We start from the raw sequence: 26724 nt of genomic DNA, 5'->3' as shown, positions 1-26724 counted from the left end.
CTCACCCAAATTTTTATATGGTATAAATTAAGTTGTTTTTGCGCTGCCGCGGGTGCAATGTCCGGTAGGTGAATACGTAGGAAACGTACAGCTGCCGGACATTAGCGGACGATTAAAGATCGGCGTCCGGCTCCGCTTCGAACCATTCCTTGGTCTTTTTGAACATATTGTTCAACCAGCCACTCTGTCCGGAATTGGTAGCAGCTTCGGCTTCGCGCTGGCGTTGGAGTTCCAACAATTTTGCCTGAGCTGCCTGGCGTTCCTTCATGTTGTTGTCCTCCTGGACACGGAGAGCAGCGGCTTCGGCAGCGGCTTTAGCGGCAGCCTCCTTTTCCTTGCGGCGGGATAGGACTGGTTCGATGCGGCCAGCATCAATATCGCTGAATCCCTGGAGTAAAAGACCGAGGCCGGTAGCGTAAACAGGGCTGGTCAGTTTTTCCTGGTATCCGTGCGTCAGGTGCTCTACGGGAGTGCCGAGGCGGGCGGACATTCCGGTTTGGATCTCAGTAAGCTTATCGAGGTCCTTAAGTAAGGATCCACCGCCCGTCAAAACGATGCCTCCGATCAAGTCGTGCTGATTGAACCCAGCCCGGCGGATCTCCCACTGTACGTGATCCAAAATCTCTTCTCCCCGCGCCATAATGATGCGGGATAAGTTTCTTTCGCTGATTTCTTTGGGATCACGACCACGCAATCCGGGAATTACGATGAGACGATTCTCCTGCACCTCGTTGGGGACGGCACGGCCGTAAACGATCTTCAGTTTTTCTGCCTGATCGTACATGACGGTGCAGCCCTGCTTGATGTCACTGGTAAAGACGTTGCCACCGAATGGAATGACCGCCGTGTGGCGAATGATACCATCCTTGTAAATGGTGATGTCGGTGGTGCCTCCGCCAATATCTACGAGGGCAACGCCCGCTTGCTTTTCGTCTTTGTACAGTACGGATGCGGCGCTGGCAATGGGTTCGAGGGTAACGCTCGCCATTTCAAGATCAGCGCGCTCCACGCAACGGTTGATGTTATTACTAGCCATTGTCTGGCCCGTAATGATGTGAAAGTTCGCTTCGAGGCGGCTACCGGACATACCGATCGGGTCCACGATGCCTTGCTCCATATCAACGGTGTATTCCTGCGGAATCACGTGAAGAATCTTATCACCGGGGGGCAATACCAACTTATGCATGTCGCTGATGAGCCGGTCAATGTCGCGCTGGCTGATCTCCTCCCGGGCGTTATCCCGCACGAGCATACCGCGGTGCTGCAAACTTTTGATGTGTTGGCCGGCAATACCGACGTGGACGACATCAAAGTCTACCCCACTTGACCGACGGGCTAAATCACACGCATCTTTGATTGCGGTAATCGTTTTTTCGATGTTGTTGACGACGCCGCGCATGACGCCTTCGGACTGTACTTTTCCCGTCCCCAGGATTTCCAGTTGGCCGTGCTCGTCGCGTTTTCCGACGAGTGCGCAGACCTTGGTGGTGCCAATATCTAGCGCAGCAATAATTTGTTGTTGAGTGGTATCAGACATTCTAAACCTATTTAGCTGAATATAAAATAATTCGACTTGGAGAGGGTCGTCTCAGCGGTCGAAAATCAAAAATTTGGGGCCATTTTGCCTCCTGAAATCCAATGCAATGAGTGCTTCATCGCTTAGTTGTAAATGTACTCATAACAATTTACTTTCAGAGGCTAATTAGACGCAAAATTTTCATTTAAAGTGATATTTTTTTGTGGTGGATTGGAGGGGCTTACGAGCAGCTCAAATTCGCCACTTTCTTGCTTAGTTTTTCCGGGCTACCACCTGATCGTTGTAACGTAGATCGAAGCTTTTGTACTTGCGCCATCCTTCGTAGGGCACGCCCTCCCGGTAGAAAGTTTTCAGGCGTTCGAGACGCTCAACGGTAGTCATTTCGTGGTAGCGGCCGAGGTGAATAATTTGGTCGCCTACTTTGGGGGCCAGCACCCATTCTCCGGCGGTGTTTACGTAAACCTGTTCGACGAGTGCGTTGAGGAATTCATCGGCCCGAATGTGGCGGGCAAATTGTACCAATTGGTAAAGTTGGTTATCAGAATCCTCCATAAAGTCGTCCGACCACAAAACGATGTTGCCCGTAACGACCGGGACGCGGGCGGTGTAGTTTTCACTTAGTGGCATCCGCAAACCATTCTCATCCAGGTAGTAATTCTGTCCGTTTTCCGCAATGACCCGTAGGAGGGGTACTTGTTGGGTGACGATGATATTTAACTGCAAATCATCATCCACGAAAGCATCCGCATCGGCGACGAAAGCCTGGTTTTCCAATACATCTTCTACCCGCTTGATGTCAATGTCCGCTAGTGAAAGAGCGCTCAACGGTTTGGTGAAACTGGCGGACAATTTTTCCAATAATTGTTCGGGCGTGACGAGCGCACTACCATCGGGTAATGGCATCACGACGGGGGCCACCGTTTGTACGTGGGAGGCTTCGCGGGTTCCGATGGCCGACATCGCAATGACGGCAATGGCCAGGGTGATGAATATCCACCCATAACTTTTTATGCCCATCACCAACCGGTAAGGCAGGGGGAGCTTTTGCTTCTGCTTAGCCATTTTTGTTTCGATTTTTATGGTATTCGGTGATCTCGCCAATCAGTACCTGGATATCGCCCGCACCGAGCAACAGCAGGACGCCGCTGCGAAGTTCCTTCGCCCAGGTGACCATTTTGCGATCGGTCAGCAGTCGCTTGTTATCGCTTTTCATTCGATCAAAAATGAGGCGGCTCGTTACACCAGGCATGGGAAGCTCCCGGGCGGGGTAGATTGGAATTAGGATGGCCTCATCCAATTGATCTAAAGACTCCGCAAAACCGGGAGCAAAATCCTGGGTACGGGAAAATAGATGTGGTTGAAATACACCACTGATTTTTTTGCCAGGAAATAATTCTCGGGCCGCGTCGATTGCGGCATTTAATTCCGTAGGGTGATGAGCGTAATCATCAATGATGATTAATTCACCGTCGTCATATACTTTGTCAAAGCGGCGGCCAATTCCCCGGAAGCTTTTGAGCCCCCGGCGGATATCTGCTTCGGCCCCTCCACAAAGTCGGGTCACTGCACAAGCTGCCACCGCATTTTCGACGTTGTGCCGGCCGGGAAGTTCCGTCCGTAATTCAGGTACGATGTGGCCATCCGGTTCGTGAAGATCGAAGTGGAAGGCGCCATTTTTTACGTGAATATTCTGAGCGGAAAAATCACCCGTCCCAATACCAAAGGTGCTGAACAAAACCTGGTCAATATCGGCAAATTGGTCGGCGATTTCGTGGCGCACCAGTAATTGGCCACCCGACCGTACGCGGCGGGCGAAAGCGCGGAACCCATCTTCCATCATCGTGGCGTGGTCACCGTAAATATCGAGGTGGTCGGGGTCCGCCGAAAGGATGACGGCCACGGATGGGTCCAGCTGCAAGAAGCTGCGGTCGTACTCATCTGCTTCCACTACCACGTAGTCGCTATCTCCACCAATGAAATTGGTATTGAAATTTCTGCTGATTCCACCCAAGAAGGCGTTGGGTTCAAGCCCCGCCTCACTCATGAGATGAGTAGTGATCGTGGTAGTTGTAGTCTTGCCGTGGGTACCGGCAATGGCAACGCATTCCATTCCCCGGCTGATGATGCCCAGAATCTCCGAGCGCTTTAATAAAATGTAATCCCCGTTCCGTACCAGTTCCAACTCCGCAAAATCGTTGGGTATGGCGGGAGTAAATACAACCAGTAAACCTGGGTGCGGTTGGGGAACCAAACCCACGTTGGCCTCACCGAAATGGATAGCCATTCCCTCCTCCTCTAACGCTGAAGTAAGGGTGGTTGCCGTTTTGTCGTAACCGGTAACGCGCACGTCGTTTTCATTAAAGTACCTGGCTACCGCGCTCATACCGATACCACCGATACCAATGAAGTAAACTTCAGTAATGTCCTGTAGCGCAATCATGACTCTGCGGTTTTTAAGTTGATCAGCGCCAGCGCCTCTTCAGCGATCCGGGTGACGGCACCAAGCTGCGCCATTTCCCGTGCTTTACTGGAAAGTTGCTCCCGACGCGCAGGATTGTCGGCTAATTCAAAAACGGTCGGGATAAGATCTAACTGCAGATCTTTATCGGCAACGAGAACGGCTGCATCATTTTCAGTCAATGCTTTGGCGTTCATGGTTTGGTGGTCTTCGGCCACCCAGGGGCTCGGAACCAGGATGGTTGGTTTTCCGAGATATTGAATTTCAGCGATGGTGGTAGAACCCGCGCGGCCAATCACCAAGTCGGCGGTGGCGTAAGCGTCATCCATTTTATCGATAAAGGCGGAGATACTTACGTTATCCAGCCGGGCTGTTTCGCAGGAGGAAAAATCCTCGTAGTAATGCTTGCCACATTGCCATTTCCATTGCACCTGCGGCCGCGCCCGAATGGCTTCGGTATTATCACGCAAAGCTTCGTTCATGGATTTTGCACCACCGGAACCACCCATCAGTAAGACGGAAAATTGACTGGTGGCAGCCGGTTTTTTCGCGGCTAGGTCAGCAGCTTTTTCGAGCATGGATTCCCGGACAGGATTGCCCGTTTCTACCAGCTTTTCTTTGGGAAAGTATTTCTCCATTTTGGGGAAAGCGACGCAGATTTTATCGACGTGCTTACCCAACCATTTATTGGCCAGGCCGGCGAATGCATTGGGCTCCTGGATCAAAGTGGGCACACCCATTTTGGCAGCGGCGTATAGCACTGGCCCACCGGCGTAGCCACCGGTTCCAATTACGATATCGGGCTTGAAGTTTTTAATGGTGCTTCTACTTTTGATCAGAGAAGAAATCAAGCGGAACGGAAAAGACAGGTTGGCTAATTTGTTATGGCGTTGTAAGCCACGGATGGGTAAGCCCACAATTTTGTAGCCCGCCTTCGGCACCTTCTCCATTTCCATTTTACCCTCCGCACCAACGAAGAGAAATTCTGCTCGGGGGACAAGTCTTTTCAATTCGTCCGCAATGGCAATGGCCGGAAAGATGTGTCCTCCCGTTCCACCGCCGCTGACGATCACCCGCAATGGTTTTTTGATTTCCTTAGGTAGCATCGGCGGTAGCGGATTCGATGTACTTGGAAACGGAAAGAATAATTCCGAGCGCAATACAGGTGAAAAGAGTAGAGGTACCGCCCATAGAAATCATCGGCAACGGAAGACCCGTGACCGGGAGCAAATCAAGATTTACGGCGATATTAAAAAAGGCTTGCAACAGCAATGCCGTCCCAATGCCAAATGCGACCATCGCCCCGAAGGCTTTGGAACTTTTGGTGACCAGCCGAACGACCCTGAAGAAAAGCATCACGTAAAGGCCGATGACCAAGATGCCTCCCAGCGCGCCGTATTCTTCAACGATGATGGCGTAAATGAAATCCGCGTGGGCGCTGAAGACGTAGTTCCGCTGCAGACTGTTACCCGGTCCTTCACCAAACAGGCCACCGTTTGACATCGCCACCGTGGCGTAATCCACCTGCTCCATGGCTTGCGGATCAGGCTCGCGACCGTCCAGAAAATGTTCTATGCGGCTTTCCCAGGTCGCGGCCCGGGGAATGAGTGTGGGGAATTTACTACCCACCATCACCATTAAACTGAATACGCAAATACCCGTCAACACCAGCATCACAATGTACTGAAGGGCCACGCGGCCAACGATCATCATCAGCAAACAGATGAAGAAAAGCATGGCCGCTGAGCTTAAATCGTTAACGGCAATCAGGGCACAGATACCAACCACGGGTACAATGATGGGTACGAATGCTTCTTTGAAATCCTTGATCACATCCTGCTTGGAACCAATGGATCGGGCAACAAAAATGATCAACGCCAGCTTGGCAAAATCCGAGGTTTGAAAGGTGAGCCCTACCAGCGGGATGCGCAACCAACGCTTGGCGCTATTGATTTCCAAACCAAAAAACATGGTCATTAAAAGCAATGCCCCCGCTGCCACTAGTAAGCCCGGTGCCCAGCGGCTGTACTTCGTGTACGCCATCAAGTGGCATATGTAAATAATAACTAGGCCAACACCCAGAATTACCCCGTGTTTGATGAGGTAATAAAGCGTAGAACCAGCCCGATCCTCGTAGGCAAGGTCCGCCACTGAGCTGTAAACGGCAACCATGGAAATGATGCTGAACAGAGCAACCAGGGCCCAGATCACGCGGTCACCCCGCAGTTCCGTAGCAATACGTGCGGAGATATTCATGCGTATAATTTTTGGACGGCCGCCCGGAACTGATCTCCACGGTCGATATAATTTTTAAATAGGTCGAAACTGGCGCAACAGGGGCTGAGTAAAACGCGGTCCCCTTTATTCGCACGGTGCCCGGCAAACACGGTCGCCGCCTGGGCGGAGTGGCATTCCAGAATATTGGGAATCGCCCCCGTAAATACTTCTAGCAACTTGGTATTATCCTTACCCATACAGATAAGGGTGTGTACCTTTCCTTCCACTAATGGAGTGAGTACATCGTAGTCATTTCCCTTGTCGGTACCACCGGCAATCCACACCGTGGGGCCGTCCATTGCGTCGAGGGCGAAGTAAGTAGCGTCCACGTTGGTGGCCTTGGAGTCGTTGATCCAGGTGCGGCCATCCTGAGTGGCGACCACTTCCATCCGGTGGGGGGCCGGGGTGAAGCTGTTCAGCGCCAGTTGAATTTCCTGTTCGTTGACGCCGAGCGCTAGAGCAATTCGCACTGCGAATAACGCATTGAGCGCATTGTGCTTTCCACGCAGCTGACCGGCGTTCAAGTCAAAGCCGTAACCTTCAACCTTGATTGTTTTTTCGGTAATATCGCCGGCGCCAATTGTAGCCAGTTGGCTACTTGGGTTGGCGCGCTGTACGGCAGCACCTAACACGGTCGGTTCGGCGAGCACGAATAGCCGATCGTCCATCCGTTGGGATTGGGCGATGCGCAATTTTGCATTCGCGTATTTCTCTAATTCGTATTCGTAACGGTCGAGGTGGTCCGGGGTGATGTTAAGCACGGCGGCAATGTCCGGACGGAAAGCAACGATGCCGTCCAGTTGGAAGCTACTCAGCTCAAGGACGTAGACATCCTGCGGGGGGAAGTCCAGCAAAAGCCGGGCGAAGCTGTCTCCCAAATTTCCACCGGCTAGCGTCTTCACGCCGGCAAAAGCGAGGAGGTGGTGAGTCAGGAGCGTCGTCGTTGTTTTACCGTTGGAACCCGTAATCCCCACAATCTTACAGCCGCGGGGGGCATACCGGCTGGCGAATTCAATTTCGCTAATGACGGGCGTCCCCTGCTTACGCAACGCAACGATGATAGGCGCAGTATCCGGAATACCGGGACTCTTGATCACCTCATCCGCTGCCAGGATGCGTTCTTCGGAATGTCCTCCCAATTCGTAGGCAATACCCGCTTCTTCCAATTCGGCCACAAACCGATCCACGCCCCGGCCGTAGTCGGAGACGAACACCTCAAACCCTTGCGCTTTGGCCAACCGGGCGGCACTTGCTCCGGATTCTCCGGCGCCGAGGATGATGATGGATTTAGTTGAAGTCATTTTATTGAAGGTGGCTAGCGTAGTTGAGTAGTGAAGTCTGCAAAAGTGAGGTGGCGTATTACCGAAGTTTTAGCGTGAGGATGGTAGCAACGGCCAGTAACAATCCGATGATCCAGGCACGGTTAACAATCTTCGTTTCCGGCATCCCCAACTTCTGGTAGTGATGGTGCAGGGGGCTCATTTTGAAGATCCGCCGGCCTTCCCCGTAGCGTTTTTTCGTGTATTTGAAGTAGCTCACCTGGATGATGACGGACAGGTTTTCCATCACAAAAACGCCGCAGAGCAAAGGCAGCAATAATTCCTTGCGTAGCAGAATAGCGAGCGCCGCAATCACGCCACCCAGGGCCAGTGATCCGGTATCCCCCATAAATACCGTCGCCGGGTGGCTGTTGTACCAGAGGAAACCGAGGCAAGCACCAAATAGACAGCCGGCGTAAATCACCAGTTCCTCCGTTCCCGGCAGGTGGAGAATACCGAGGTAATTCGTCGCGATTGCATTGGAACTGATATAGGCAAAAATGAGCAGGACCCCGGCGATGATCGCGGAAACACCCGTCGCCAAACCGTCCAGCCCGTCGGTGAGATTAGCGGCGTTTGATACGGCAGTCACTACGAAGATGATGAAGGGGATGAAGAGGAGATAAACCAGTTCTTCGCTGATGTTGACCCAGCTCATTACGTCTCCGTAGGCAAAGGCGCCATCCTTAAAAAATGGAACGTTCGTCAGCGTCGTCCGGTAATTGGCCCGGTTGATGATATCGCCGTTATCCAAAGTGGAAGAGGCCACCGCCCCTACCCGATCGGCTACGGTCAGCCCAATTTCGGCGGCGGCGTTAACGTCCATCCGCACCACGATCTGGTCATTAAAAAGCATAACGACGGCGATGAAAACACCCAGCCCTACCTGACCGAGCACCTTGAATTTGCCGGCCAGCCCATCTTTATTTTTGTGCTTTTGCTTGAGGTAATCATCCACAAAGCCAATGGCGCCCAGCCACACCGTGGAAACGAGCATGACCACGAGGTAAATATTACTCAGGTCACCCATCAGCAGGCAGGGGACCAGGATGGCCAACAGGATGATGATGCCGCCCATCGTCGGCGTACCGGCCTTTTCTTTTTGGCCCGCGAGGCCCAGGTCCCGCACTTCTTCGCCCATTTGCTTGCGGCGCAGCATACGGATGATGTTGCCACCAAAGATCATGCTGATCACCAGGGAAATGATGATCGCCACCCCGGCGCGCACGGAGAGAAAACGAAAGACTTTGTCCCCCGGGAAATCACCCAGTACGGTCCCCAACCATTCCCAAAAATTAACTAGCATGGAGGCGGAGGTTTAAAGCGTTCGTCAGTTCTACCTTATCGTCGAAAGGGTGTTTTACACCCTGGATATCCTGGTAAGTTTCGTGTCCTTTTCCAGCTACGAGTACAATGTCTCCGGCCCGCGCGAACTGCACGGCGGTCTGAATGGCACTCCGGCGGTCCGTGATTCTCAGGGCGCTGGCGCGGGATGCCGGGCTGATGAGTCCAGCGGACATATCGTCCAGGATCGATTCCGCCGATTCCGTTCGTGGGTTATCCGAAGTGAGGATCACCCGATCGGATAGTTGGGCCGCGATGCGCGCCATCTCCGGGCGTTTGGACTTATCCCGATCACCACCGGCCCCCACCACACAAATGAGTTGGGCGCCGGGCTGGCGGACGGCGGCAAGGGTTTCAAGGATATTCTGCAACGCATCCGGCGTATGGGCGTAGTCAACGATGGCCGTCACCTGACCGGTGGGATCAACGACGTTCTCCATCCGGCCATTGGGGGCGGTGAGGTTGCTAAGGGAGACGAGGGTTTCCTCCCGGTTCATCCCCAACTCCATGGCGATACCGAATACGGCAGTGAGGTTGTAAGCGTTGTACCGACCAAGTAGACGGGTGAATATTTCAGTACCGTCCAACTCGAGTTGCAACCCCTGCGGAGAATCCGTGAGCAGACGCGCCCGGTAATCCACCACCTTACGGAGGCTGTAGAAGCGTTTGGTCGCCCGGGTATTCTGGAGCATCACCGGTCCGTTCTTATCGTCCGCATTACTGAGGGCGAAAGCGGTTTTGGGGAGCCCGTCGAAGAAGGCTTTTTTGGCTTCCAGGTAGGCCCGGAAGGTCTCGTGGTAATCAAGATGGTCGTGGCTGAGGTTGGTGAACGCCCCTCCGTCAAACGCAAGGCCGACCGTCCGCTGCTGGTCAACGGCGTGGCTGGAGACCTCCATGAAAACGTAAGTACACCCCGCGTCCAGCATCTCGGCGAGGTTGGCGTTGATGGCCACGGCGTCCGGCGTAGTGTGGGTGGCGGTCTTGACCTCCGTCCCAATCCGTACCTCAACGGTGGAAAGGAGTCCGGCTTTGTAACCCAGATCCGTGAAGAGGTCGTGGAGTAAGGTGGTGACGGTCGTCTTGCCGTTGGTGCCGGTCACTCCAATCAGGGTGAGGTCCTGGCTGGGGTTGCCGTAGAATTCGGCGGCGGCGAGCGCGAGCGCTTTGGCGGAGTCCTCCACGGTGATGAAGGTCACTTCGTTGGAGGTACCGTCCTTGGTTTCTTTCTGTTCTTTAAGTCCCTTTTGCATGGCACCTGCGTCAGCGCCCACAATGGCGATGGCACCCCGATCGATGGCCTTGCCGATGTAGTCGTGGCCGTCCACCTGCGTACCCTTGACGGCGACGAAGAGGCTGCCCGGCTGCACTTGGCGGGAGTCAAAAACCACGCTGCTCACTTCCCGGTCACTTACACCCGGCTCGCCGGCGATGACGGCCGAGAGGTCTTGTAAGCGATGAACGAGTTGAGTGAGCAGCATGGATAAATCGGTTGCAAAAAATAGTTTAAGGGATAAAGTCTTGAGTGAGCCCGCCGGCGAAGAACTACCGGCAAAGCATTGATAATCAGTTGAGTATTAAGGTGACGTCCTTGCCCTTCCGGCCGGCGGCATCCCGCTGCCACTGCTGGCTCGTGACGCGCCCGACGCCCCGGGGATGGACGACGTAACCAGCGTTTTCGAGGACGTAGACGGCATCGCGCAAGCGCATGCCCCGCACGTTGGGGAAGGCCTGCGCCGCAGGGTCAGCGGCCGCAAGGGAGACCCGCTCATCGGCGGACCGAACTACAGCCATTTCGGTCTCCGTCGTGGAATCCGTATCGACGTTGACGAAATTGAGGAGTGTAGCAAGTTCATCCGTATGGCCAAGATCACCGTCGGGCATTTGCTCGGCGTAGAGTACCGGACGGGGCCCCTGGTTGAGGGGCTCGTGCACCTCGATCATACTGTTGTAGATGTTGTCGGCGATCTCGCGGAAGACCGGCCCGGCTACTTCGCCACCGTAGTAGGCACCCTGGCTGGGATTGAAAATGACGACGATGACGCTGTACTTCGGGTTCTCGGCGGGGAAGTAACCGGCGAAGCTGGCCTGGTACTGCTTGCGCCCCCGGCGGCCGTAGTTCTGCTGGCTCGTACCCGTCTTCCCGGCGAAGCGGTACTGGTCGGATTTCAACTTCGCCGCAGTGCCGTTGTCGACAACCCCCTCTAACAGAGAGCGTAGTTGCTCAATGGTCGTCTGGGAAGCGATTTGCTTCTGGATGACGGTAGGCTTGAATCGCTGGACGCTCTTCCCCTCCCTGCGAATCTCATCCACGAGGTAAGGCTTCATCATACGCCCGTCGTTGGCCACGGTGTTGAAAAGATTGAGCATCTGCAGCGGCGTGATGCGGCTCTCGTACCCAAAAGCCAACCAGGCGCGGGAGATGCCGGACCAGTATTCTGAGCTCGTATCGGCGATGAAGGGCTCCGCCTCACCGGTGATTTCCAGTCCCGTCTTTTCCGTCAGTTTGAAGTCTGCCAACCGAGCGCTGAACTCATTACCCTGGTAAAGACTGTCGGCCAGCTTGGCCATGGCCACGTTGGAAGACTGCTCGAAGGCCTGGCGAATGGAAATGTTGTTCCAGTTGCGGCTCTTCTTGTTGGAGTCGGTCACCTTCTTGTCGTAGAAAGTCTTGACGCCATTTTCGATGTCGATCTCGTCGTCAAGCATCACCTTATCGTCCTCTAGCAAGGCCATCATGGTAGCCAACTTGAAGGTGGACCCGGGCTCAGTAGCCTTGGCGATGGCGTAATTGTAGTTCTCGTAGTACTTATTGCTCGTTTTATCCCCCCGGCCGAGGTTGGCCATGGCCCGGATAGCACCGGTTTCGACGTCCATCACGATCGCGGTTCCCCAATCGGGAAGGTGGCGACGCGCGGCGGTGTAAAGGGCGTTCTCGGCAATGTCCTGGATGTTGACATTGATGGTACTGTGGACGTCAGCGCCCGCGGTGGGCTCCACGACGGTGAGGTCCTCCAGTGGTAACCAGCCGCCGCCGTTGGGGATGCGGAACATTCTCGCCTTACCCTTCTTACCGGAAAGCTCTTTGTCGAAGGCTTCCTCCAAGCCTACTTTTTCACCGCCGATGCGGCCAACCGTCCGGCGGGCCAACCAGCCGAAGGGGCGCTTGCGGGATTCCTTTTTCTCAACGATGAGGCCACCGCCCATTCTCCCCTTATTGAAGAGGGGGAAGGTTTTAATGTCCTGCAGTTTCCGGTAGCTAACGCTCTCCGCCAACCGGTAGTAGTGATTAGCGCTGCGGTTGACGCTATCGCGCATATTGAACAGGCTATCCCGCCAGGCACCAGCCGTATGGCTGTTGTCCACGTGCAGGCTGAGCAGGTAAGCCAGGCTATCGATGTTGTCGTAGTAGTCCTCGGGCGAGGCCATGAAAGGGTCAAACCGGAGGCTGAAGTAGGGGACGGAAGTAGCCAGCAGGTTGCCGTCCTGGCTGTAGATATTACCCCGCTCGGCCTGCACGGTAACGTCCCGTACGTAAGCCTCCCCTAGCTTCTGGTACTTCTCCTGCTTAAACACGGCGATCTCCAGCGTGCGGAATGACAAGAGCAGGGCCACCGGTACAACGATGATCGCGCAAATGACGTAGACGCGTACGAGGACTTCGTCTTTAAAATTGACTGCCATGACTAAAGGGAGCGAAAGTGCCGAGTGTGTGAAGCCCGGAGGTGGGTGTATAAAATGAGTGTTGTAAAGGAGAGGCGCGTGGTTACTTGGTCTATTTACTCACGACCAGTTTTTTCGGTTTACCACGGTGCATCCGCAGGCCGTCCTCCCGGACGGTTTCGACGACTTCCGAGCGCAGGCCGTTATACATGTTCTCGGATTGCAGCGTCAGGTGCAGCCAGTTTTGTTCTTTGATGTCCGCCTCTAGCGTTTGGATCTTACGGACGTTGTACTCGGCGTAGTGTGCGTTACCGATGTAGATGATGGCGAGTAAGCCCAGGAAAGCGAGGAAGCCCAGGTTCTCCAGAATGAGCGCTGACAGCTCGAGTTTTTTCCCGCGTTTTTTTCTTCTAACTGCCATTTCGGTTTAATTCACACCTTGAAAAGTATCGAGTTTCGAGTTGCAAGTAGCGAGTACCGAGTGTGTTACTCGCAACTTGCTACTCCCCCACTCTAAGACCTACCCGCAGTTTAGCGCTACGGGCGCGGGAGTTGCGCTGAATTTCTTCCGCGCTTGGCAACTGGGGCTTTTTGGTGAGGATCTTGTACGGTCGGTCAATTTTCCCGTAAAAGTCTTTCACCATTTCGCCTTTAGCGTTACCGGTTTTGAGGAAGTTTTTGGTGATGCGGTCTTCCAGCGAGTGGTAAGAAATCACGACGAGTCGGCCTGTGTCAGGTATCAGTAAATCGGTGGCTTGTGCCAATAAATCAGTAAGTGCGCCGATCTCGTCGTTGACTTCTATCCGTAATGCTTGAAAAACTTGTGCTAAGTAGCGGGGCCGCGTGCCACGAACTAGCGGATCGCACACGTTCAGGAAGTCCTGAATGGATACGATCGGCTGGCGCTCCCGGGCTTCCACGATGGCGTGGGCCAGGGTGCGGGCGTTGCGGACTTCGCCGTATTCACCAAAGACCTGCTGCAGGTCATCCGCGTCGTAGTTATTCACTACGTCGGCGGCCGAGCGGTCAACCGTCTTGCTCATGCGCATGTCCAGATCCGCGTCAAAGCGGTAACTGAACCCACGGTCGGCCTGGTTGAACTGGTGGCTGGAAACCCCCAGGTCGGCAAGCAACCCATCAATTTGGGTGATGCCGTACAGGCGTAAGTGGTTACGTAAGTGGCGAAAGTTGGCCGCTACGAAGGTGAAGCGGTCATCGGTGAGCGCATTGGCCCGGGCTTCCTCATCCTGGTCAAATCCGAACAGCTTCAGATCGAGGTCCTTTGCGTGTTCGAGGATGAGGCGGCTGTGGCCACCCCCACCGAAGGTTACATCAACGTAAACTCCTCCGAGACGTAAATTCAAGGCTTCCACGCATTCGTGGGCCAGTACGGGGACGTGGTAGTCTGACATGTCAGGCTAGTGGTTCCCGTGAAGAATATCCGAGCAGATCTTCGGAGAGCGAGCCGTATTCATCAGCTTCATCCTCCAACATCCGTTCGTACTCGGATTCGTCCCATATTTCAATTTTGTTATTCAGCCCGATGAGCACGAGGTTCTTGAGCTTCGCACCTTCCTCCAGGTTCTTCTTCAGGATGGTCTGCAGGCCCTTAGGCAGCAGGATCCGGTCGGCAGAATCTGGCACAACCTCCGTTGCCCCCCGGTAAAAGAGGCGCTTCAGTTTGTCCGCACGGCGGTCGAAGGAATTGAGCTCATCGATGGGCTTGCGAACGGTGTCCCAAACGTCCATCGGGTAGATGGTCAGACAGTTCGTAAGGCCGCGGTTGACGACCATTTTCAGGGTGTCCCGATCGCCCAATCCCTTGATCAAACTACTGGGTAAGCGGAGGCGGCCCTTGGCGTCAAGGGTCACTGAATACTCACCAAGTAAATTGTACGGAGTGGTCATAAAAAGTGGCGGGCAATACATCAATCACCCGATGATGTAAAAATACATCACCGGGCCACATTTTCCCACTTTCTACCACAAAAAGACAAATTTTTATCACAGAATGCTTCCGTGATTTCTGGCAGCGCAGCGGCGTGCCATTCTGAAGGTGTTATTTCATGCTCGAATACCTAATATGTTGTCATTTTTCATTGCCTTTGATCATCTCACCTCTCCCTTAAAGACCACTTTCGATTTTTCCAAGATGCAGAGTCCGGTGGTAAAAAGTGGTGCTCCGGGGTCAATTTCAGTTCACCAGGGGAGATTTCGGGTGAATTCGGACCAAATATAGCCATCAATTCGTTTTAACAGAGAAACACGGCCAACAAATTGTTACACCAAACGTGGCATTGGGGAGTAAGAGCCGATGTTGCCATCACCCGTTGTTTACAGTCGTATATATAGGACGTAGTTCAACTGAACCACCGGAAAAACTAGCTAGGTGGTGCACCTTGGCTAGTAAGGCGTAGCCGCCTTACCTTAGGGCCTTCCAGTCTTACAGTAATTCCCCCCGGTTAAATGAGATTTCAGTTGTTTTTGGGCCTCCTATTGGTGGGCCTTCCCCTCGGTGCCCAGTTGCCACCGGAATTGGTGCTGGACATCAACCCCGGCCGCTCCAGTTCGCTCGCCGAAGAGCGTGGCGTCGTCCTCAACGGCAGGCTCATTTTCCCGGCCAGTAACGACGCTACGGGCACGGAGATTTGGATCAGCGACGGTACGCCGGCCGGCACCCGCTTACTCTCGGATATCGTCCCCGGAGAGGACGGCAGCGAGCCTCACGGATTTACTAAAGTCGGCGATCAGGTCTTCTTCGCCGCCACGACCCCACGCTTCGGAACGGAACTTTACCGGACGGACGGCACTACCCGCGGCACCCGCATCGTGGCGGACATATTCACCGGCCCCGCATCTGGCTTGCTGGAAGACCCGGACCGGACCTTCGGTTTCGCGCAGGACACCCTGCTCTTCGCGGCTCGAAACAGCATCGCGGAAACGGAACTCTGGCGGAGTGACGGCACGTTGGAGGGCACCTACTTACTAAAGGACATCGAGGTACTGGGCAACAACACCCGGGGTAGCCTGCCACGTGACTTTCACACCGGCGATAATGTCACCTATTTCACCGCCGAGAGTGGCATCGATAACCGACAGATCTGGCGGACGGACGGTACGGAAGACGGGACCGTCCGGGTATCCAACTTCCGCGGCGCGAATGGCATCACGTTAGAAAGCATGGTCGTCCACAAGGACACCGCCTACTTTGGTGCCCTCACGCGGCTGACGAGCTACGACCTCTACAAACTTGGCCCGGATAACGCCCGCCCTACGCTCATTTTTGACTTCAATGGTCCCGGCATGAACATCGAGACCGATTCCGATGACGATCGCTACGCATTCATTGGCGACCGCTTCATCTTCGCCGCCGACATCAACGGGGGCGCGGACGTGTACGTCAGCGACGGCTCCCCGCAGGGTACGCGCATCATTGAGAACCTGCCAGAAATCGGTAACGGTGGGTACGCGCCCCAACACTTCACGACTGTCGGCGACTTCGTTTACTACGCAGATGCTACGCCTACCGGTGGCGTCGAACTGTGGCGGACGAATGGCTCTCAGTTGGGGACGACCCAGGTGAAAGACCTCATACCCGGCGCGGAGAGTGGCATTGTCCCCAGCAGTTTATTCCACGAGCATGAGGGGCAGCTTTACTTCGCGGCGCGGGGCCTAGATAACAATGGCAATTCTACCGGCACCGAGCTGTACGTTTCCGACGGGACCGTAGCGGGCACCGTGCTCGTCTCCAACGTTAATCGGGGTGGCGGCAGCAGTTTCCCTACCCACTTCCTATCCGTCGACAAGCTGCTCTACTTCTTTGCCGACGACGGCGAGATCGGCCACGAGTTATATTCCCTACGTACTCAGCGCCCGCTCGTCGCGACTATTGTGGCGCTGACGCCGGTGTCATGTTTTGGGGGGAACGACGGAACGGCTACGTTCAACGTATCCGGCGGCAGTACCGAAGCGGAGGGGACGGCTGGCGAACAGTCCGTAACTAATTTGACGGTCGGCGAAAAGGCAATCTTCTTTAGGGATATGTCCGGCAATGCCGTACGGGTGACCTTTACGATCACCGGGCCCGACTCCGACTTCACGGTCACCAGCGCAACCACCCCCGCCCGTCTGCGCGACGGTGGCACCATTACCCTGACGGTGGAAGGCGCCACCCCACCCTACCGCTACGCCTGGTCCGATACCACGCTGACGGACTCGATCCGGACGGACCTCAACTTCGGGGAATACACCGTGACAATAACGGACGCCAACGACTGCACCTACGAGGAGACTTTTGTCATTGATGACCTGACTGCGGTTTCCACCTTCGCTCAGGCAGGGATCAAACTCTACCCGAATCCGGTTAAGGACCAACTAACAGTGGACCTAGATACACGCCGTGTCGCTTCAGCGGAGATCTTTACCCTGGCTGGCAGAAAGGTGACTACGATAAAGGAGCCGGCATCAGATAGATTGGTCATTTCTCTCACCGGTCATCAGTACCGCCCCGGTCCTTACGCCATCGTGTTACGAATGACGGACGGGCGAGTTATGAGTAGTCGTTTCGTCATTCGGTGAGAGGGCAGGTTCTTTTTACTTGCCTATTTCCGGGCACCCGCGGCAGCGCCCTGATTCATCACGAAGGTGAGCAGTGACGATTCGGATTGACTTTGTCCGAAAGCTTGAATAATTGACTTAGACCCTTTTGCGTAACCGTTTGGCTACCTAAATTTGCGTAACCAAACAGTTACCTATGTCTTGTGATCCAAAGGCAATGAAGATTGCCATTCTAAAGAATTTACCTGCCAAAACGGGCCACGGCCTCGACCACTGGCTCGGCGTCCTTCAACAACTCGACGCGCCGGATAAGCGCTCGGCCATTTCCCAATTGAAGCAAGCCGGGCTCGGGCACTTCCAGGCCGCAGCCGTCTACGAACGCTCCGTCGGCGAGGCGAAGTACGACGATGCCGCCGGGCTGGAAGCCAAGCAGTTCAACGGCAATACGACCTACGCTGATCTGAAAAAACAGCTACTTGGCTTTGGGAAGGACGTTTCCGTACGGCCCTGCCAAACCTACGTGCCCTTCTACGCGAAACGCGTATTTGCCATGGCCGCCCCGAGCGCGGAGGGCATGCAGATCGGCCTTGCGCTGGATGAAGCGACAGCTACCCCAGAAGCCGAAAAAGTGGACGCTTTTAAGGGCAGCCAGCGGATGACCCACGTCATCAATTTGCCGGCTAATGCTACCCTCAGCGACGGACAGCGGGACCTTCTTCACCGGGCCTACCAAAACAACGCCAAATGAAGAAGAGCATCGCTACCCAGAAACGTTACCCTCACCCCATTGAAAAAGTGTGGCGGGCCATCACGGACCCCGAGCTAGTGAGTCAGTGGCTGATGCCGACGGACATCAAAGCCGAAGTAGGCCACCGCTTCACCTTCCAAACGGACCCTTACCCCGGTTTCGACGGCACCGTACACTGCGAAGTATTTACGGTCGAAGAGCCCTACGAACTGGCCTACACCTGGAGCGGCGGAGGCCTGAAAAACACCACGATTACCTTCCGGCTCAAGGACAACGGCGACGGGACGACCACGCTGAATTTCCACCACGCCGGTTTTGCCGGTTTCCTCAACCGCCTCATCGCCAGAAACGTACTGGCCAGCGGATGGCGCGGCAAACTGCTCAGTCGCCAACTTCCGGCCCTCCTCAACGACCTATCATGACCGACCCCTTCAATGCCCTGGCGGACCCCACCCGGCGCTCCATGCTGATGCTACTCGCCGAACGCCCCCGCCCGGTCAACGAACTGACTGAACAGTTTGACATCAGCCGGCCAGCCGTAAGTAAACACCTGCGGGTGCTGGAAGGCGCCAACCTCGTCCGCTACGCCCGTGGTGCGACCGATGGCCGCCAACGGGTCGTCCACGCCGAACTCCAAGCCCTGATGGAGCTGGATGACTACCTGAGCCAACTCCGCCAAACCTGGGAAGACCGTCTGGACAAGCTGGGCAACCTACTCGACGAAATGAAGTAGTCCCACCCAACCGTTTTGCACGGCTTAAGATGGCACGCCCAAAGCACCAACATACCGAATCACCAGAAGTAGTAATCCAAAGTAACCGCCAATAAAATTTGTCACGGCAAAAAACGGAACTAACAGCCCCCTCTACCCCACCACGAAATTCACCATCCGCCCGGGGACTACGATAACCTTCCGCACCGTCTTCCCTTCCAGCTGCTTGGCAACTTGGTCGTTAGCGCGCGCGGCGGCTTCGATGTCCTCCATGGAGGCACCGGCGGGGAAGTCCAGCGTGAGGCGGGTCTTACCGTTAAAGGCAATGGGATAGGTGTGGGAATCCTCCACCAACCACTTCTCTTCCACTTCCGGAAGGGCAGCGTGGTGGACGCTTCCCGCACCACCCAGGGCGGCGAAGAGTTCTTCGGCAACGTGCGGCGCGAAGGGCGCGATGAGGCGGACCATGGGTTCCAGAACGGCGCGCTTGTTGCATTTCGCCTTATTCAGTTCGTTGCTGGCCACCATGAAGGCGGAGACACAGGTGTTGAAGCTGAGCTTGTCGATGTCCTCCGTCACCTTTTTGATCAGGGTGTGGAGGATCTTCATCTCGGCCTTGGTGGGCTCGGCGTCGCTCACGTTCAGTTGGTCACCCTTGCCTACGAATAGGTTCCAGAAGCGGCGCAGGAAACGGTACACCCCGTCGATGCCCGAAACGGACCAGGGTTTCGCCTGGTCGATGGGGCCGAGGAACATCTCGTACATCCGGAAGGTATCCGTGCCGTAGCGTTCGCTAATGTCGTCGGGGTTAATGACATTGTAGTAGCGTTTGGACATTTTGCCCATTTGTGCGCTTAGTTCTAGGTAGGCTCTACCTTCCTTGTCTATTTCCCATACGAAGGCGCCTGCCTGTTGAAGGATGGTTTTGAAGTACGCTGCATCCATCGCTTCATCGGCGGCTAGTTTGTCGATGGCGTCCTTATAAAGCCGAAAACTAGGTTCGTTATTGACGCTGGTCTCTTCAATCATTCGCAGGGGCACCTTTCGATAACCGGTGCTGCCGTCAAATACTAGAGTCCCTGTTCCAAGACCATCCACCTCGAGTGCTTGACCTTCAGTGGCATGAGCACTTACCCAAATCGGGTGACGCTGCCCGTCCTCCGTCAGCAGAATACCCAGGTGGATATTCACGATCGGCGCACCGATCATCCCCTGGTTCAGCAGTTTCTTGTAGGGTTCCCGCGTGGGGACCTTGTCGAGATCGAACAGAAACTTGTGGATCAAACGGCTGTAGAGGATGTGGCTGACGGCGTGCTCTGCTCCACCAACGTAGAGGTCGACGTCCTGCCAGTAATCGACGATATCCCTGGCGGCGAACTCCTTATCGTTGTTGGGGTCCATGTACCGCAGGTAGTACCAGTTGGATCCGGCCGTGGCGGGCATGGTGTCAGTCTCCCGGCGACGACCGCCGGGCAGCGTGTTCCATTCCTTGGCCCGCTCGAGGGGGCTAACGCCGGAGACGGCGCGGAAGTCGTCCATCGGCGGTAGCGTGACGGGAAGTTCTTCAACCGGCACCAGCTCAGGCACGTCTTGGTCGTTGTAGACGATCGGCCAGGGCTCGCCCCAGTAGCGTTGGCGGCTAAAGACGAGGTCGCGAATGCGGAAGTTGACCTGCTCTTTACCTCGGCCCATTTCCCGTAGTTTTTCGGTGGCGGCGGCGATGGCGTCCTTCACCTCCATGCCGTCCAGGAAGCCGGAGTTGATGAGCTTGCCCACCTTATCCTTAAGCGAAGCGCCGGGGTAATCACTTTTGTCGACGACGTCAATGATTTCGATCCCGAACTTCTCCGCGAAGCGCTTGTCCCGTTCGTCGTCGCTCGGCACGGCCATGATGGCGCCGGTGCCGTAGTCCTTCAGTACGTACTCGGCGATGTAGATCGGGACGCGTTTTTCGGTGAAGGGGTTGATGCAGTAGCTGCCGGTGAAGGCACCGGTCACTTTCGTTTCCTGCTGGCGATCGATCTCGGAGCGGCTACCGACGTAGGCTAGGTAATCGTCAATTTCTTTTTGTTGGGCGTCCGTCGTCAGTTCCCCCACCAGGTCGTGTTCCGGAGCAATTACCATGAAGGTGGTGCCAAAGATGGTGTCGGGGCGGGTCGTGAAGACTTCCAGTCGTTGCTCGTAGCCCTCGATGTCGAAGAAAGCCTGGGCGCCGGTGCTGCGGCCAATCCAATTGCGTTGTTGGGCTTTGAGGCCGTCGCTGTAATCCACGGTATCGAGGCCGGCCAGGAGGCGGTCGGCGTAGGCCGTGATGCGGAGGCTCCACTGCAGCATTGGTTTTTGGACGACGGGGTGGTTGCCGCGTTCGCTGCGGCCGTCCTTTACCTCGTCGTTGGCGAGTACCGTCCCGAGGGCTTCACACCAGTTCACGTAGGTGACCGAGCGGAAGGCCAGGCGGTAGTTCATGAGCACGTCGGATTGCTCCTTGGCGCTCAGTTCTCCCCAGGCGTGGGCGGTCAGGTTGAGTTGCTCGCTCTGGGCGGCGTTCAGCCCCACGGTTCCTTGCTCGGCGAGGTGGGCGACCAATTCGCTGATGGGGCGGGCGCGATCAGCGTCAACGTCGTACCAGTGCTCGAAGACCTGGCCGATGATCCACTGAGACCATTTGTAGTATTTAGGGTCCGAGGTATTGACGGAGCGGCTCCAGTCGTAGCTCAAGCCCAGGCGTTGCATCTGTTCCTTGTACCGCTCCGTGTTCACGGCGGTGGATTCACTGGGGTGTACCCCCGTGTCGATGGCGTACTGTTCCGCGGGCAGTCCGAAGGCGTCGAAGCCCATTGGGTGCAAGACGTTAAACCCTTGCTGGCGCTTGCTTCTGGCGACGATATCCGAGGCTATGTAGCCCAGTGGGTGCCCCACGTGTAGCCCGGCGCCGGAGGGGTACGGGAACATGTCCAGTACGTAATACTTCGGCTTGGAGGTATCGGAGGAAGTCTTGTAAGTTTCGTCCTGCTGCCACCGTGCCTGCCACTTGGCGTCGATGTGTTGTACGTCGAATTTCATCTTTATTCTTTGGGGTGGGCAAAGGTAATTATTAGTCAATGGTCTATAGTCTGTAGTCTTAAGTCTCTCTAATCAATTTGAAGCGGGGCTAAAGTTGCGAGACCGAATCTGTTATTCCCCTTACCTTTCAACCATGTTCGAATTCGACCGCACCGCCTTCAAAATCCAAACCTTCGAGGAGGCGGATAGCCACATTTTGTACTGGCTGAAACGCCAGGGGAAGTCTACAGTCTGTAGTCTGTAGTGTTCAGTCTGCAGTTTATAGTTTCGAGCGTGGTGTAACAACTTGTCCCTAGTTTTTGGCTTTTGCCGTCAACAAAAATGCCTATCTCTCCTTACTTGGGTACTGGACTATTTCCCCGCATACACATTCACACCCTGGGTTTGCACGCCCACTGATCGACCGGTCCTGATTACTTGCCACTGCGCTCCGCACCTGCGGCGGCGCCCTACTGCCTTGTAAGCAGCAGCGGTGCGATCGACTAACCTACTCGCTATGCTACGGATCTTACTCACTCTCCTTATTCTAGTGCCCGCACTGAGCCACGCGACCTCCGTCAAAGTATCGGAAGCCTACGGCTACGATGCGACGGATGCTACCAACTTTTTGCGGCAGGCCCTGGGCCCGAACAGCACCGCGGATACCGTCATTATCGATAACGTTGGGGAATGGTTTAGCGAACGGATCTTCGTAAACCGGGACGACGTCACCATCCTGCTTGAGCCGGGTACGATTGTCACTGGACTGGCGGGAGCGTTTGAGGACACCAACTTTAAATTCTTCAATATCCGGGGCCGCAGTAACGTCCACTTTATCGGCTACGGCGCGACGATTCGGATGGTGCCGGGCGTGTCATTTTCGGAGGGTGACCCCGGCGGTTTTCGCCACTTGCTCAACTTTGGTGGCTGCACCAACATCAGCGTGATCGGTTTGGAGCTTCGGGACTCCGGCGGGGACGGGATTCAGGTGAGCAAAAACTTCCAGGACGGAGGCAAAGACTTTTGCGAAAACGTGGTCATTCGCGACTGCTTCCTGGACAATAACTACCGCCAGGGCATCAGCATTACCGGTGGGAAGAATGTACTGATCGAAAATTGTGAGGTGACGAATACGGAAGGCGCCCTCCCTTCTTCCGGAATTGATTTCGAGCCCTCCTTTCCCGAGGAGGTCATCCAAAACTGCGTGGTACGTAATTGCCGGATCACCGACAACGCCGGGCGGGGAATTCAAAATGGGTTCGGCAAATCGGACGCTACAACACCTCCAATTAAAGTGTTGATCGAAGACACCTACATCGCGCGTAATGGAACGAGCAATTCCAGGGTCAAGGCCGGCGGGATTACGCTGAACGTGGGCAACAATGGCGTGACGGGCAACGTCACGGTGCGCAACGTCCTGATCGAAGACCAGCCCTACGACGGTCTGTTTCTTAAGTCCGCCCCCGCCAGTGTTACCGTTGATTTGGAGAACGTGATACTGCGCAACGTTGCCAACCATCCGGACACGTTGAACACGGCGAGCGTGGGTGACACTGTATTTCGGATCGCCCGCCCCATTCAAATCGAGGCCAATTTTCGGAATCCTACCCTACCCTTTGGTGGCGTCACCTTCACGAATGTCGTGGTGGAACAGGACCAGGACATCCAGTACCTCGTCGCCACCGGCAACAACCAACCGGATCGGACGCTGCAGGATGTTACGGGCAACATCACCGTAATTAGCCCATTTACGCCCACGGAAATCTTTTCAGAAGGGGGGAATGTCGACAATGTGGGCATTGTAACGACTGCCCTTACCAACTGGCCGTCGGCAGAGGTAAGCATAACGGCGCTGGACGAAATCATTGCGGAAAGCCCTGCGGATAGTGGAGCTTTTGAGATCAGCCTTAGTAATGCACTGTCCGTCCCGGCACCCGTGTTGTACGACGTAACGGGCTCCGCGACCAACCGTATTGATTACAATTATGCACCCGGTCTCGTGGTGGTGCCTGCTGGTGCAACCGACCGGAACTATTTCGTGAAGGCACGACGGGATAATGAGGTAGAAGAGTCGGAAGACATAACCTTTAATCTTAATGCCAACACCCCATTCCAAATCAGCCCGCCGGTAGTCGGACGGGCTGAAGCCGCGACGATCTCCATTGGCGCTACCAGCTTGCCCGTAGCGTGGGGAGAAGTAGTGATAGGGCGGAACCGTGATTGTAGGAGTGGTTTCGTGAGGTGGGAAACAACAGCGGAAACGGACGTGCGATCCTTTCAAGTTGAGTACCGCGTGGCGGGCAGTTCCGAGTGGCGAAGTATCAACCAGGAGGTCCCGGCCGGTGTCTTTACCTACGGGCAAACCATTGATAGGAAACTACTAGTGCCGGGCACCGTATTTCGGGTGAAGCAATACGATTGGGATGGGCGCGTCAATACCTCGCCACTGGCCACTGTACTAGATCACGGCTGTCCGCCGCAAGATCTTAAGCTTGGAATCTACCCACAGCCAGCCCGAGGAGGCTTTCATCTGGTTCGCGTTCAGGAATCGCCGGCCATCCTACGCATACTCGACTTTACGGGGAGGGAGGTACACCGCTCCGCCGTACGTGGCGTCTCTGCCTACGTCAATATTAATCTCCCAGCGGGGACCTACTTGATTACAGTTTCGGATGGAAGCCCAGTGAGCCGGCTGGTAGTTCATTGAATTACTACTGGTTGAAAACGTTCAAATATGTGCGCAGAGACCGAGTCAGGATTAGATCCATTCTTTTCTAATCAGAGGGCGCTGCCGCAGGTGCCAAGGTGGAAGGCTAGCATCCGAACGTCGTTGCATCCGTAAACCCTATTTTACGATCATGCACAAGCTCCTCTCCCTCCCGCTCCTCCTCCTTTTGCTCTGCACCTGCGCGGGCGACAAATCCGGACCGAACGCAGAAGGGGTTGATACAGATTGGCAAGACTTCACCACCTGGGCCCACTACGGCGGCGACCTCGGGCTGAACCACTACAGCTCCTCCACCCAGATCAGTGCCGCCAACGTTGACCAACTTGAAGTCGCCTGGACTTACCGAACCGGGGACGCAGATACCGCCAACGCCTCCCAGATCCAGTGCAACCCGATTGTGGTGGATGGCGTGCTCTACGGTTCCACCCCACAAATGCGTCTATTCGCCGTCGATGCCGCAACCGGCAAACACCACTGGACCTTTGACCCGGACGATGACGCCCTCGACGAAAACGGATCCGTATACAAACACATCATGATCAATAGCCGGGGCCTGACGCACTGGAAAGGTGACGATCAGACCCGCCTCTTCTTCACTGCCGGTAGCCTGACTTACGCCATTGATGCCGCCGACGGAAGTGTGATCAAAAGCTTTGGCACCGACGGCTACATTGACCTGCACAAAGATTTGGGACGCGACGTCGACGAAAATTTCGTGGTCTCCACCAGCCCGGGAATCGTCTTTGAAGACCTACTGATCATGGGTACCCGCGTTGACGAAACGCTGCCCGCCGCCCCCGGCCACATTCGCGCTTACGACGTCAGGACGGGAGAATTGGCCTGGATCTTCCACACCATCCCCCAACCTGGCGAGCAAGGCTACGAAACTTGGGACAACCCCACGGCCTGGGAATACACCGGCGGCGGCAACCCCTGGAGCGGCTTTAGCCTCGACCCCGAACGCGGCGTGGTGTACTGCGGGACGGGCTCCTCCAGCTACGACTTCTACGGCGCCAACCGCCCCGGCACTAACCTTTTCGCCAACTGTATTCTCGCCCTCGATGCCCGCACCGGCGAACGGAAATGGCATTACCAAACCGTCCACCACGACCTGTGGGATAAGGACCACCCCACCCCGCCCATGCTGGTGACCGTCGACCACGACGGAAATCAAGTAGACGCGGTCGCCCAGGTCACGAAGAACGGTGACCTGTTTCTCCTCGACCGCGATTCCGGCGAACCCCTCTTTCCGGTGGAGGAAGTACCCGTCCCGACGGAGGGCGCTTTTCCCGAAGAGTACGTCCACCCCACCCAGCCTAAACCCACTTTGCCCAAACCCTTCGGCCGCCAGGAATTAACGCCAAATGACCTCAATCCTTACATGAGCGAAGCGGATAAGGAGGCCGCGCTGGCGGAGTTTCAGGCCTCACGTTACGGCCACCCCTACCTGCCACCGGGAGAACAAAAGATCATCTTTTTCCCGGGTATGGACGGCGGTGCCGAATGGGGCGGCCCGGCTTTTGATCCGGAGACGGGATTGCTCTACGTCAACGCCAACAACATCGCCCGCTTCCTCGAAATGATCCCCAACACTTGGGAAGCACCCGGCCCGGAAACCTGGGCCAGGGCCGGCCACCGCATCTACAACCAGCACTGCCTGAACTGCCACGGCACCGACCGGGCAGGGACTGGCAACAACCCTTCGCTCATCAACATCGGGGACCGGTACGATACGCCGACCTTTTCCTCCCTGATGCGGCGGGGCCGACGCATGATGCCGGCTTTTGGCCACCTGGAAGAAGAGGAGATTAACGCTCTAGCCAGCTTCGTCTTGGAACAAGAAAAGGAGGGGAAAAGAGGCTTTACGATAGTCCCTAAATCGCCGGAGGAGGATCCTACTTTCCTTCCCTACAAATTAAAAGGTTACACCAAATTCCTGGCCTCGGATGGCATGCCGGCGATTTCCCCGCCCTGGGGTACGCTCACCGCCATCAACCTGAATACCGGCGAACACGCCTGGCAGGTCCCCCTCGGTGAGTACGCGCACTACAAAGCAGCTGGCTATCCCGCAACCGGGACGGAAAATTACGGCGGGCCAGTGGTTACGGCGGGCGGCCTACTCTTCATCGCCGCTACGTCGGATGGGCTCATCCGGGCCTTCGATAAAGCATCGGGCGAGATAGTTTGGGAACATGAATTACCAGCCTCGGGCTTCGCCACGCCTTCCGTGTACGAGTTGAATGGTCGCCAGTATATCGTCATCGCCTGCGGTGGCGGGAAGCTGGGTACAAAAGCGAGTGATGCGTACGTTGCGTTTGCGCTTCCGGGGCGTGACTAGTTGA

19 protein-coding genes are annotated in these 26724 nt (G+C 55.6%); 6 read left to right on the top strand and 13 right to left on the bottom strand.

Annotated elements, in window-relative coordinates:
* Positions 1 to 112: 112 nt before the first annotated feature.
* The 12 genes from ftsA to mraZ all read right to left on the bottom strand — a co-directional run bounded on the left by ftsA (position 113) and on the right by mraZ (position 14503).
* On the bottom strand, positions 113 to 1537 hold the full coding sequence (gene ftsA, locus A3850_RS11885; RefSeq protein WP_068216763.1) for a cell division protein FtsA: 1425 nt from the start codon (positions 1535 to 1537) through the stop codon (positions 113 to 115).
* A 252-nt stretch (positions 1538 to 1789) separates the two neighbouring features.
* Entirely contained in the window at positions 1790 to 2599 is an 810-nt protein-coding gene (locus tag A3850_RS11880; RefSeq protein ID WP_068216761.1) for a cell division protein FtsQ/DivIB, read from the bottom strand.
* Positions 2592 to 3977: a UDP-N-acetylmuramate--L-alanine ligase gene (gene murC / locus A3850_RS11875; RefSeq protein WP_231915316.1), complete on the bottom strand. Its 1386-nt coding sequence runs from the start codon at positions 3975 to 3977 to the stop codon at positions 2592 to 2594. The genes A3850_RS11880 and murC overlap by 8 nt, the downstream gene beginning before the upstream one ends.
* Complete coding sequence (gene murG / locus A3850_RS11870) at positions 3974 to 5155, bottom strand: undecaprenyldiphospho-muramoylpentapeptide beta-N-acetylglucosaminyltransferase (RefSeq protein ID WP_231915315.1); 1182 nt, start codon at positions 5153 to 5155, stop codon at positions 3974 to 3976. Before murG ends, murC begins: the two co-directional genes overlap by 4 nt.
* A complete protein-coding gene (locus A3850_RS11865; protein ID WP_068216759.1) occupies positions 5091 to 6251 on the bottom strand; it encodes an FtsW/RodA/SpoVE family cell cycle protein in 1161 nt (386 codons plus the stop codon). Before A3850_RS11865 ends, murG begins: the two co-directional genes overlap by 65 nt.
* Positions 6248 to 7573 (bottom strand): UDP-N-acetylmuramoyl-L-alanine--D-glutamate ligase, encoded by a 1326-nt coding sequence (gene murD, locus A3850_RS11860; RefSeq protein ID WP_068216757.1) that lies wholly within the window; start codon positions 7571 to 7573, stop codon positions 6248 to 6250. Before murD ends, A3850_RS11865 begins: the two co-directional genes overlap by 4 nt.
* A 58-nt stretch (positions 7574 to 7631) precedes the next feature.
* Positions 7632 to 8897, bottom strand: a complete 1266-nt coding sequence (gene mraY / locus A3850_RS11855; RefSeq protein ID WP_068216755.1) for a phospho-N-acetylmuramoyl-pentapeptide-transferase — start codon at positions 8895 to 8897, stop codon at positions 7632 to 7634.
* Positions 8887 to 10413: a UDP-N-acetylmuramoyl-L-alanyl-D-glutamate--2,6-diaminopimelate ligase gene (locus A3850_RS11850; protein ID WP_068216753.1), complete on the bottom strand. Its 1527-nt coding sequence runs from the start codon at positions 10411 to 10413 to the stop codon at positions 8887 to 8889. The genes mraY and A3850_RS11850 overlap by 11 nt, the downstream gene beginning before the upstream one ends.
* An 85-nt stretch (positions 10414 to 10498) precedes the next feature.
* Positions 10499 to 12616 carry a penicillin-binding transpeptidase domain-containing protein gene (locus A3850_RS11845; RefSeq protein ID WP_068216751.1) on the bottom strand — a complete coding sequence of 706 codons (2118 nt, stop codon included), beginning with the start codon at positions 12614 to 12616 and terminating at the stop codon, positions 10499 to 10501.
* A gap of 91 nt (positions 12617 to 12707) precedes the next feature.
* Positions 12708 to 13016: an FtsL-like putative cell division protein gene (locus tag A3850_RS11840; protein ID WP_068216749.1), complete on the bottom strand. Its 309-nt coding sequence runs from the start codon at positions 13014 to 13016 to the stop codon at positions 12708 to 12710.
* Positions 13017 to 13095: 79 nt separating this feature from the next.
* Positions 13096 to 14007 carry a 16S rRNA (cytosine(1402)-N(4))-methyltransferase RsmH gene (gene rsmH / locus A3850_RS11835; protein ID WP_068216747.1) on the bottom strand — a complete coding sequence of 304 codons (912 nt, stop codon included), beginning with the start codon at positions 14005 to 14007 and terminating at the stop codon, positions 13096 to 13098.
* Between the two features lies 1 nt (position 14008).
* A complete protein-coding gene (gene mraZ / locus A3850_RS11830) occupies positions 14009 to 14503 on the bottom strand; it encodes a division/cell wall cluster transcriptional repressor MraZ (protein ID WP_068216745.1) in 495 nt (164 codons plus the stop codon).
* A gap of 558 nt (positions 14504 to 15061) precedes the next feature.
* Between mraZ and A3850_RS11825 the strand changes: the two genes are divergently transcribed.
* The 4 genes from A3850_RS11825 (at position 15062) to A3850_RS11810 (ending at position 18633) form a co-directional block, all read left to right on the top strand.
* Complete coding sequence (locus A3850_RS11825; protein ID WP_068216744.1) at positions 15062 to 17173, top strand: hypothetical protein; 2112 nt, start codon at positions 15062 to 15064, stop codon at positions 17171 to 17173.
* Positions 17174 to 17369: 196 nt separating this feature from the next.
* Positions 17370 to 17900 carry a DUF5655 domain-containing protein gene (locus A3850_RS11820; RefSeq protein ID WP_068216741.1) on the top strand — a complete coding sequence of 177 codons (531 nt, stop codon included), beginning with the start codon at positions 17370 to 17372 and terminating at the stop codon, positions 17898 to 17900.
* Positions 17897 to 18322 carry an SRPBCC domain-containing protein gene (locus A3850_RS11815; RefSeq protein WP_068216740.1) on the top strand — a complete coding sequence of 142 codons (426 nt, stop codon included), beginning with the start codon at positions 17897 to 17899 and terminating at the stop codon, positions 18320 to 18322. Before A3850_RS11820 ends, A3850_RS11815 begins: the two co-directional genes overlap by 4 nt.
* Entirely contained in the window at positions 18319 to 18633 is a 315-nt protein-coding gene (locus A3850_RS11810) for a helix-turn-helix transcriptional regulator (protein WP_076639947.1), read from the top strand. Before A3850_RS11815 ends, A3850_RS11810 begins: the two co-directional genes overlap by 4 nt.
* A gap of 132 nt (positions 18634 to 18765) precedes the next feature.
* Here A3850_RS11810 and A3850_RS11805 read toward each other — a convergent pair whose 3' ends face one another.
* The gene (locus tag A3850_RS11805) at positions 18766 to 21675 is read right to left on the bottom strand and encodes a leucine--tRNA ligase (RefSeq protein ID WP_068216737.1); all 2910 of its coding nucleotides are present in this window, start codon (positions 21673 to 21675) and stop codon (positions 18766 to 18768) included.
* A 496-nt stretch (positions 21676 to 22171) separates the two neighbouring features.
* Between A3850_RS11805 and A3850_RS11800 the strand changes: the two genes are divergently transcribed.
* Both A3850_RS11800 and A3850_RS11795 read left to right on the top strand, forming a co-directional pair.
* Positions 22172 to 24361, top strand: coding sequence for a right-handed parallel beta-helix repeat-containing protein (locus A3850_RS11800; RefSeq protein WP_068216735.1), 2190 nt, complete (start codon positions 22172 to 22174; stop codon positions 24359 to 24361).
* Positions 24362 to 24512: 151 nt separating this feature from the next.
* Entirely contained in the window at positions 24513 to 26720 is a 2208-nt protein-coding gene (locus tag A3850_RS11795) for a pyrroloquinoline quinone-dependent dehydrogenase (RefSeq protein ID WP_068216733.1), read from the top strand.
* Positions 26721 to 26724: the final 4 nt, after the last annotated feature.

It is taken from the genome of Lewinella sp. 4G2, assembly GCF_001625015.1.
Classification (GTDB): Bacteria; Bacteroidota; Bacteroidia; order Chitinophagales; family Saprospiraceae; genus Neolewinella.
The sequence above is the reverse complement of the archived record's forward strand: the minus strand, read 5'-3'. Positions and strand labels throughout refer to the sequence as shown.

Coding starts and splice junctions, on each gene's coding strand:
- ftsA (WP_068216763.1), bottom strand. CDS start 1,537: ATGTCTGATACCACTCAACAACAAATTATTGCTGCGCTAGATATTGGC.
- A3850_RS11880 (WP_068216761.1), bottom strand. CDS start 2,599: ATGGCTAAGCAGAAGCAAAAGCTCCCCCTGCCTTACCGGTTGGTGATG.
- murC (WP_231915316.1), bottom strand. CDS start 3,977: ATGATTGCGCTACAGGACATTACTGAAGTTTACTTCATTGGTATCGGT.
- A3850_RS11865 (WP_068216759.1), bottom strand. CDS start 6,251: ATGAATATCTCCGCACGTATTGCTACGGAACTGCGGGGTGACCGCGTG.
- murD (WP_068216757.1), bottom strand. CDS start 7,573: ATGACTTCAACTAAATCCATCATCATCCTCGGCGCCGGAGAATCCGGA.
- mraY (WP_068216755.1), bottom strand. CDS start 8,897: ATGCTAGTTAATTTTTGGGAATGGTTGGGGACCGTACTGGGTGATTTC.
- A3850_RS11850 (WP_068216753.1), bottom strand. CDS start 10,413: ATGCTGCTCACTCAACTCGTTCATCGCTTACAAGACCTCTCGGCCGTC.
- A3850_RS11845 (WP_068216751.1), bottom strand. CDS start 12,616: ATGGCAGTCAATTTTAAAGACGAAGTCCTCGTACGCGTCTACGTCATT.
- A3850_RS11840 (WP_068216749.1), bottom strand. CDS start 13,016: ATGGCAGTTAGAAGAAAAAAACGCGGGAAAAAACTCGAGCTGTCAGCG.
- rsmH (WP_068216747.1), bottom strand. CDS start 14,007: ATGTCAGACTACCACGTCCCCGTACTGGCCCACGAATGCGTGGAAGCC.
- mraZ (WP_068216745.1), bottom strand. CDS start 14,503: ATGACCACTCCGTACAATTTACTTGGTGAGTATTCAGTGACCCTTGAC.
- A3850_RS11825 (WP_068216744.1), top strand. CDS start 15,062: ATGAGATTTCAGTTGTTTTTGGGCCTCCTATTGGTGGGCCTTCCCCTC.
- A3850_RS11820 (WP_068216741.1), top strand. CDS start 17,370: ATGAAGATTGCCATTCTAAAGAATTTACCTGCCAAAACGGGCCACGGC.
- A3850_RS11815 (WP_068216740.1), top strand. CDS start 17,897: ATGAAGAAGAGCATCGCTACCCAGAAACGTTACCCTCACCCCATTGAA.
- A3850_RS11810 (WP_076639947.1), top strand. CDS start 18,319: ATGACCGACCCCTTCAATGCCCTGGCGGACCCCACCCGGCGCTCCATG.
- A3850_RS11805 (WP_068216737.1), bottom strand. CDS start 21,675: ATGAAATTCGACGTACAACACATCGACGCCAAGTGGCAGGCACGGTGG.
- A3850_RS11800 (WP_068216735.1), top strand. CDS start 22,172: ATGCTACGGATCTTACTCACTCTCCTTATTCTAGTGCCCGCACTGAGC.
- A3850_RS11795 (WP_068216733.1), top strand. CDS start 24,513: ATGCACAAGCTCCTCTCCCTCCCGCTCCTCCTCCTTTTGCTCTGCACC.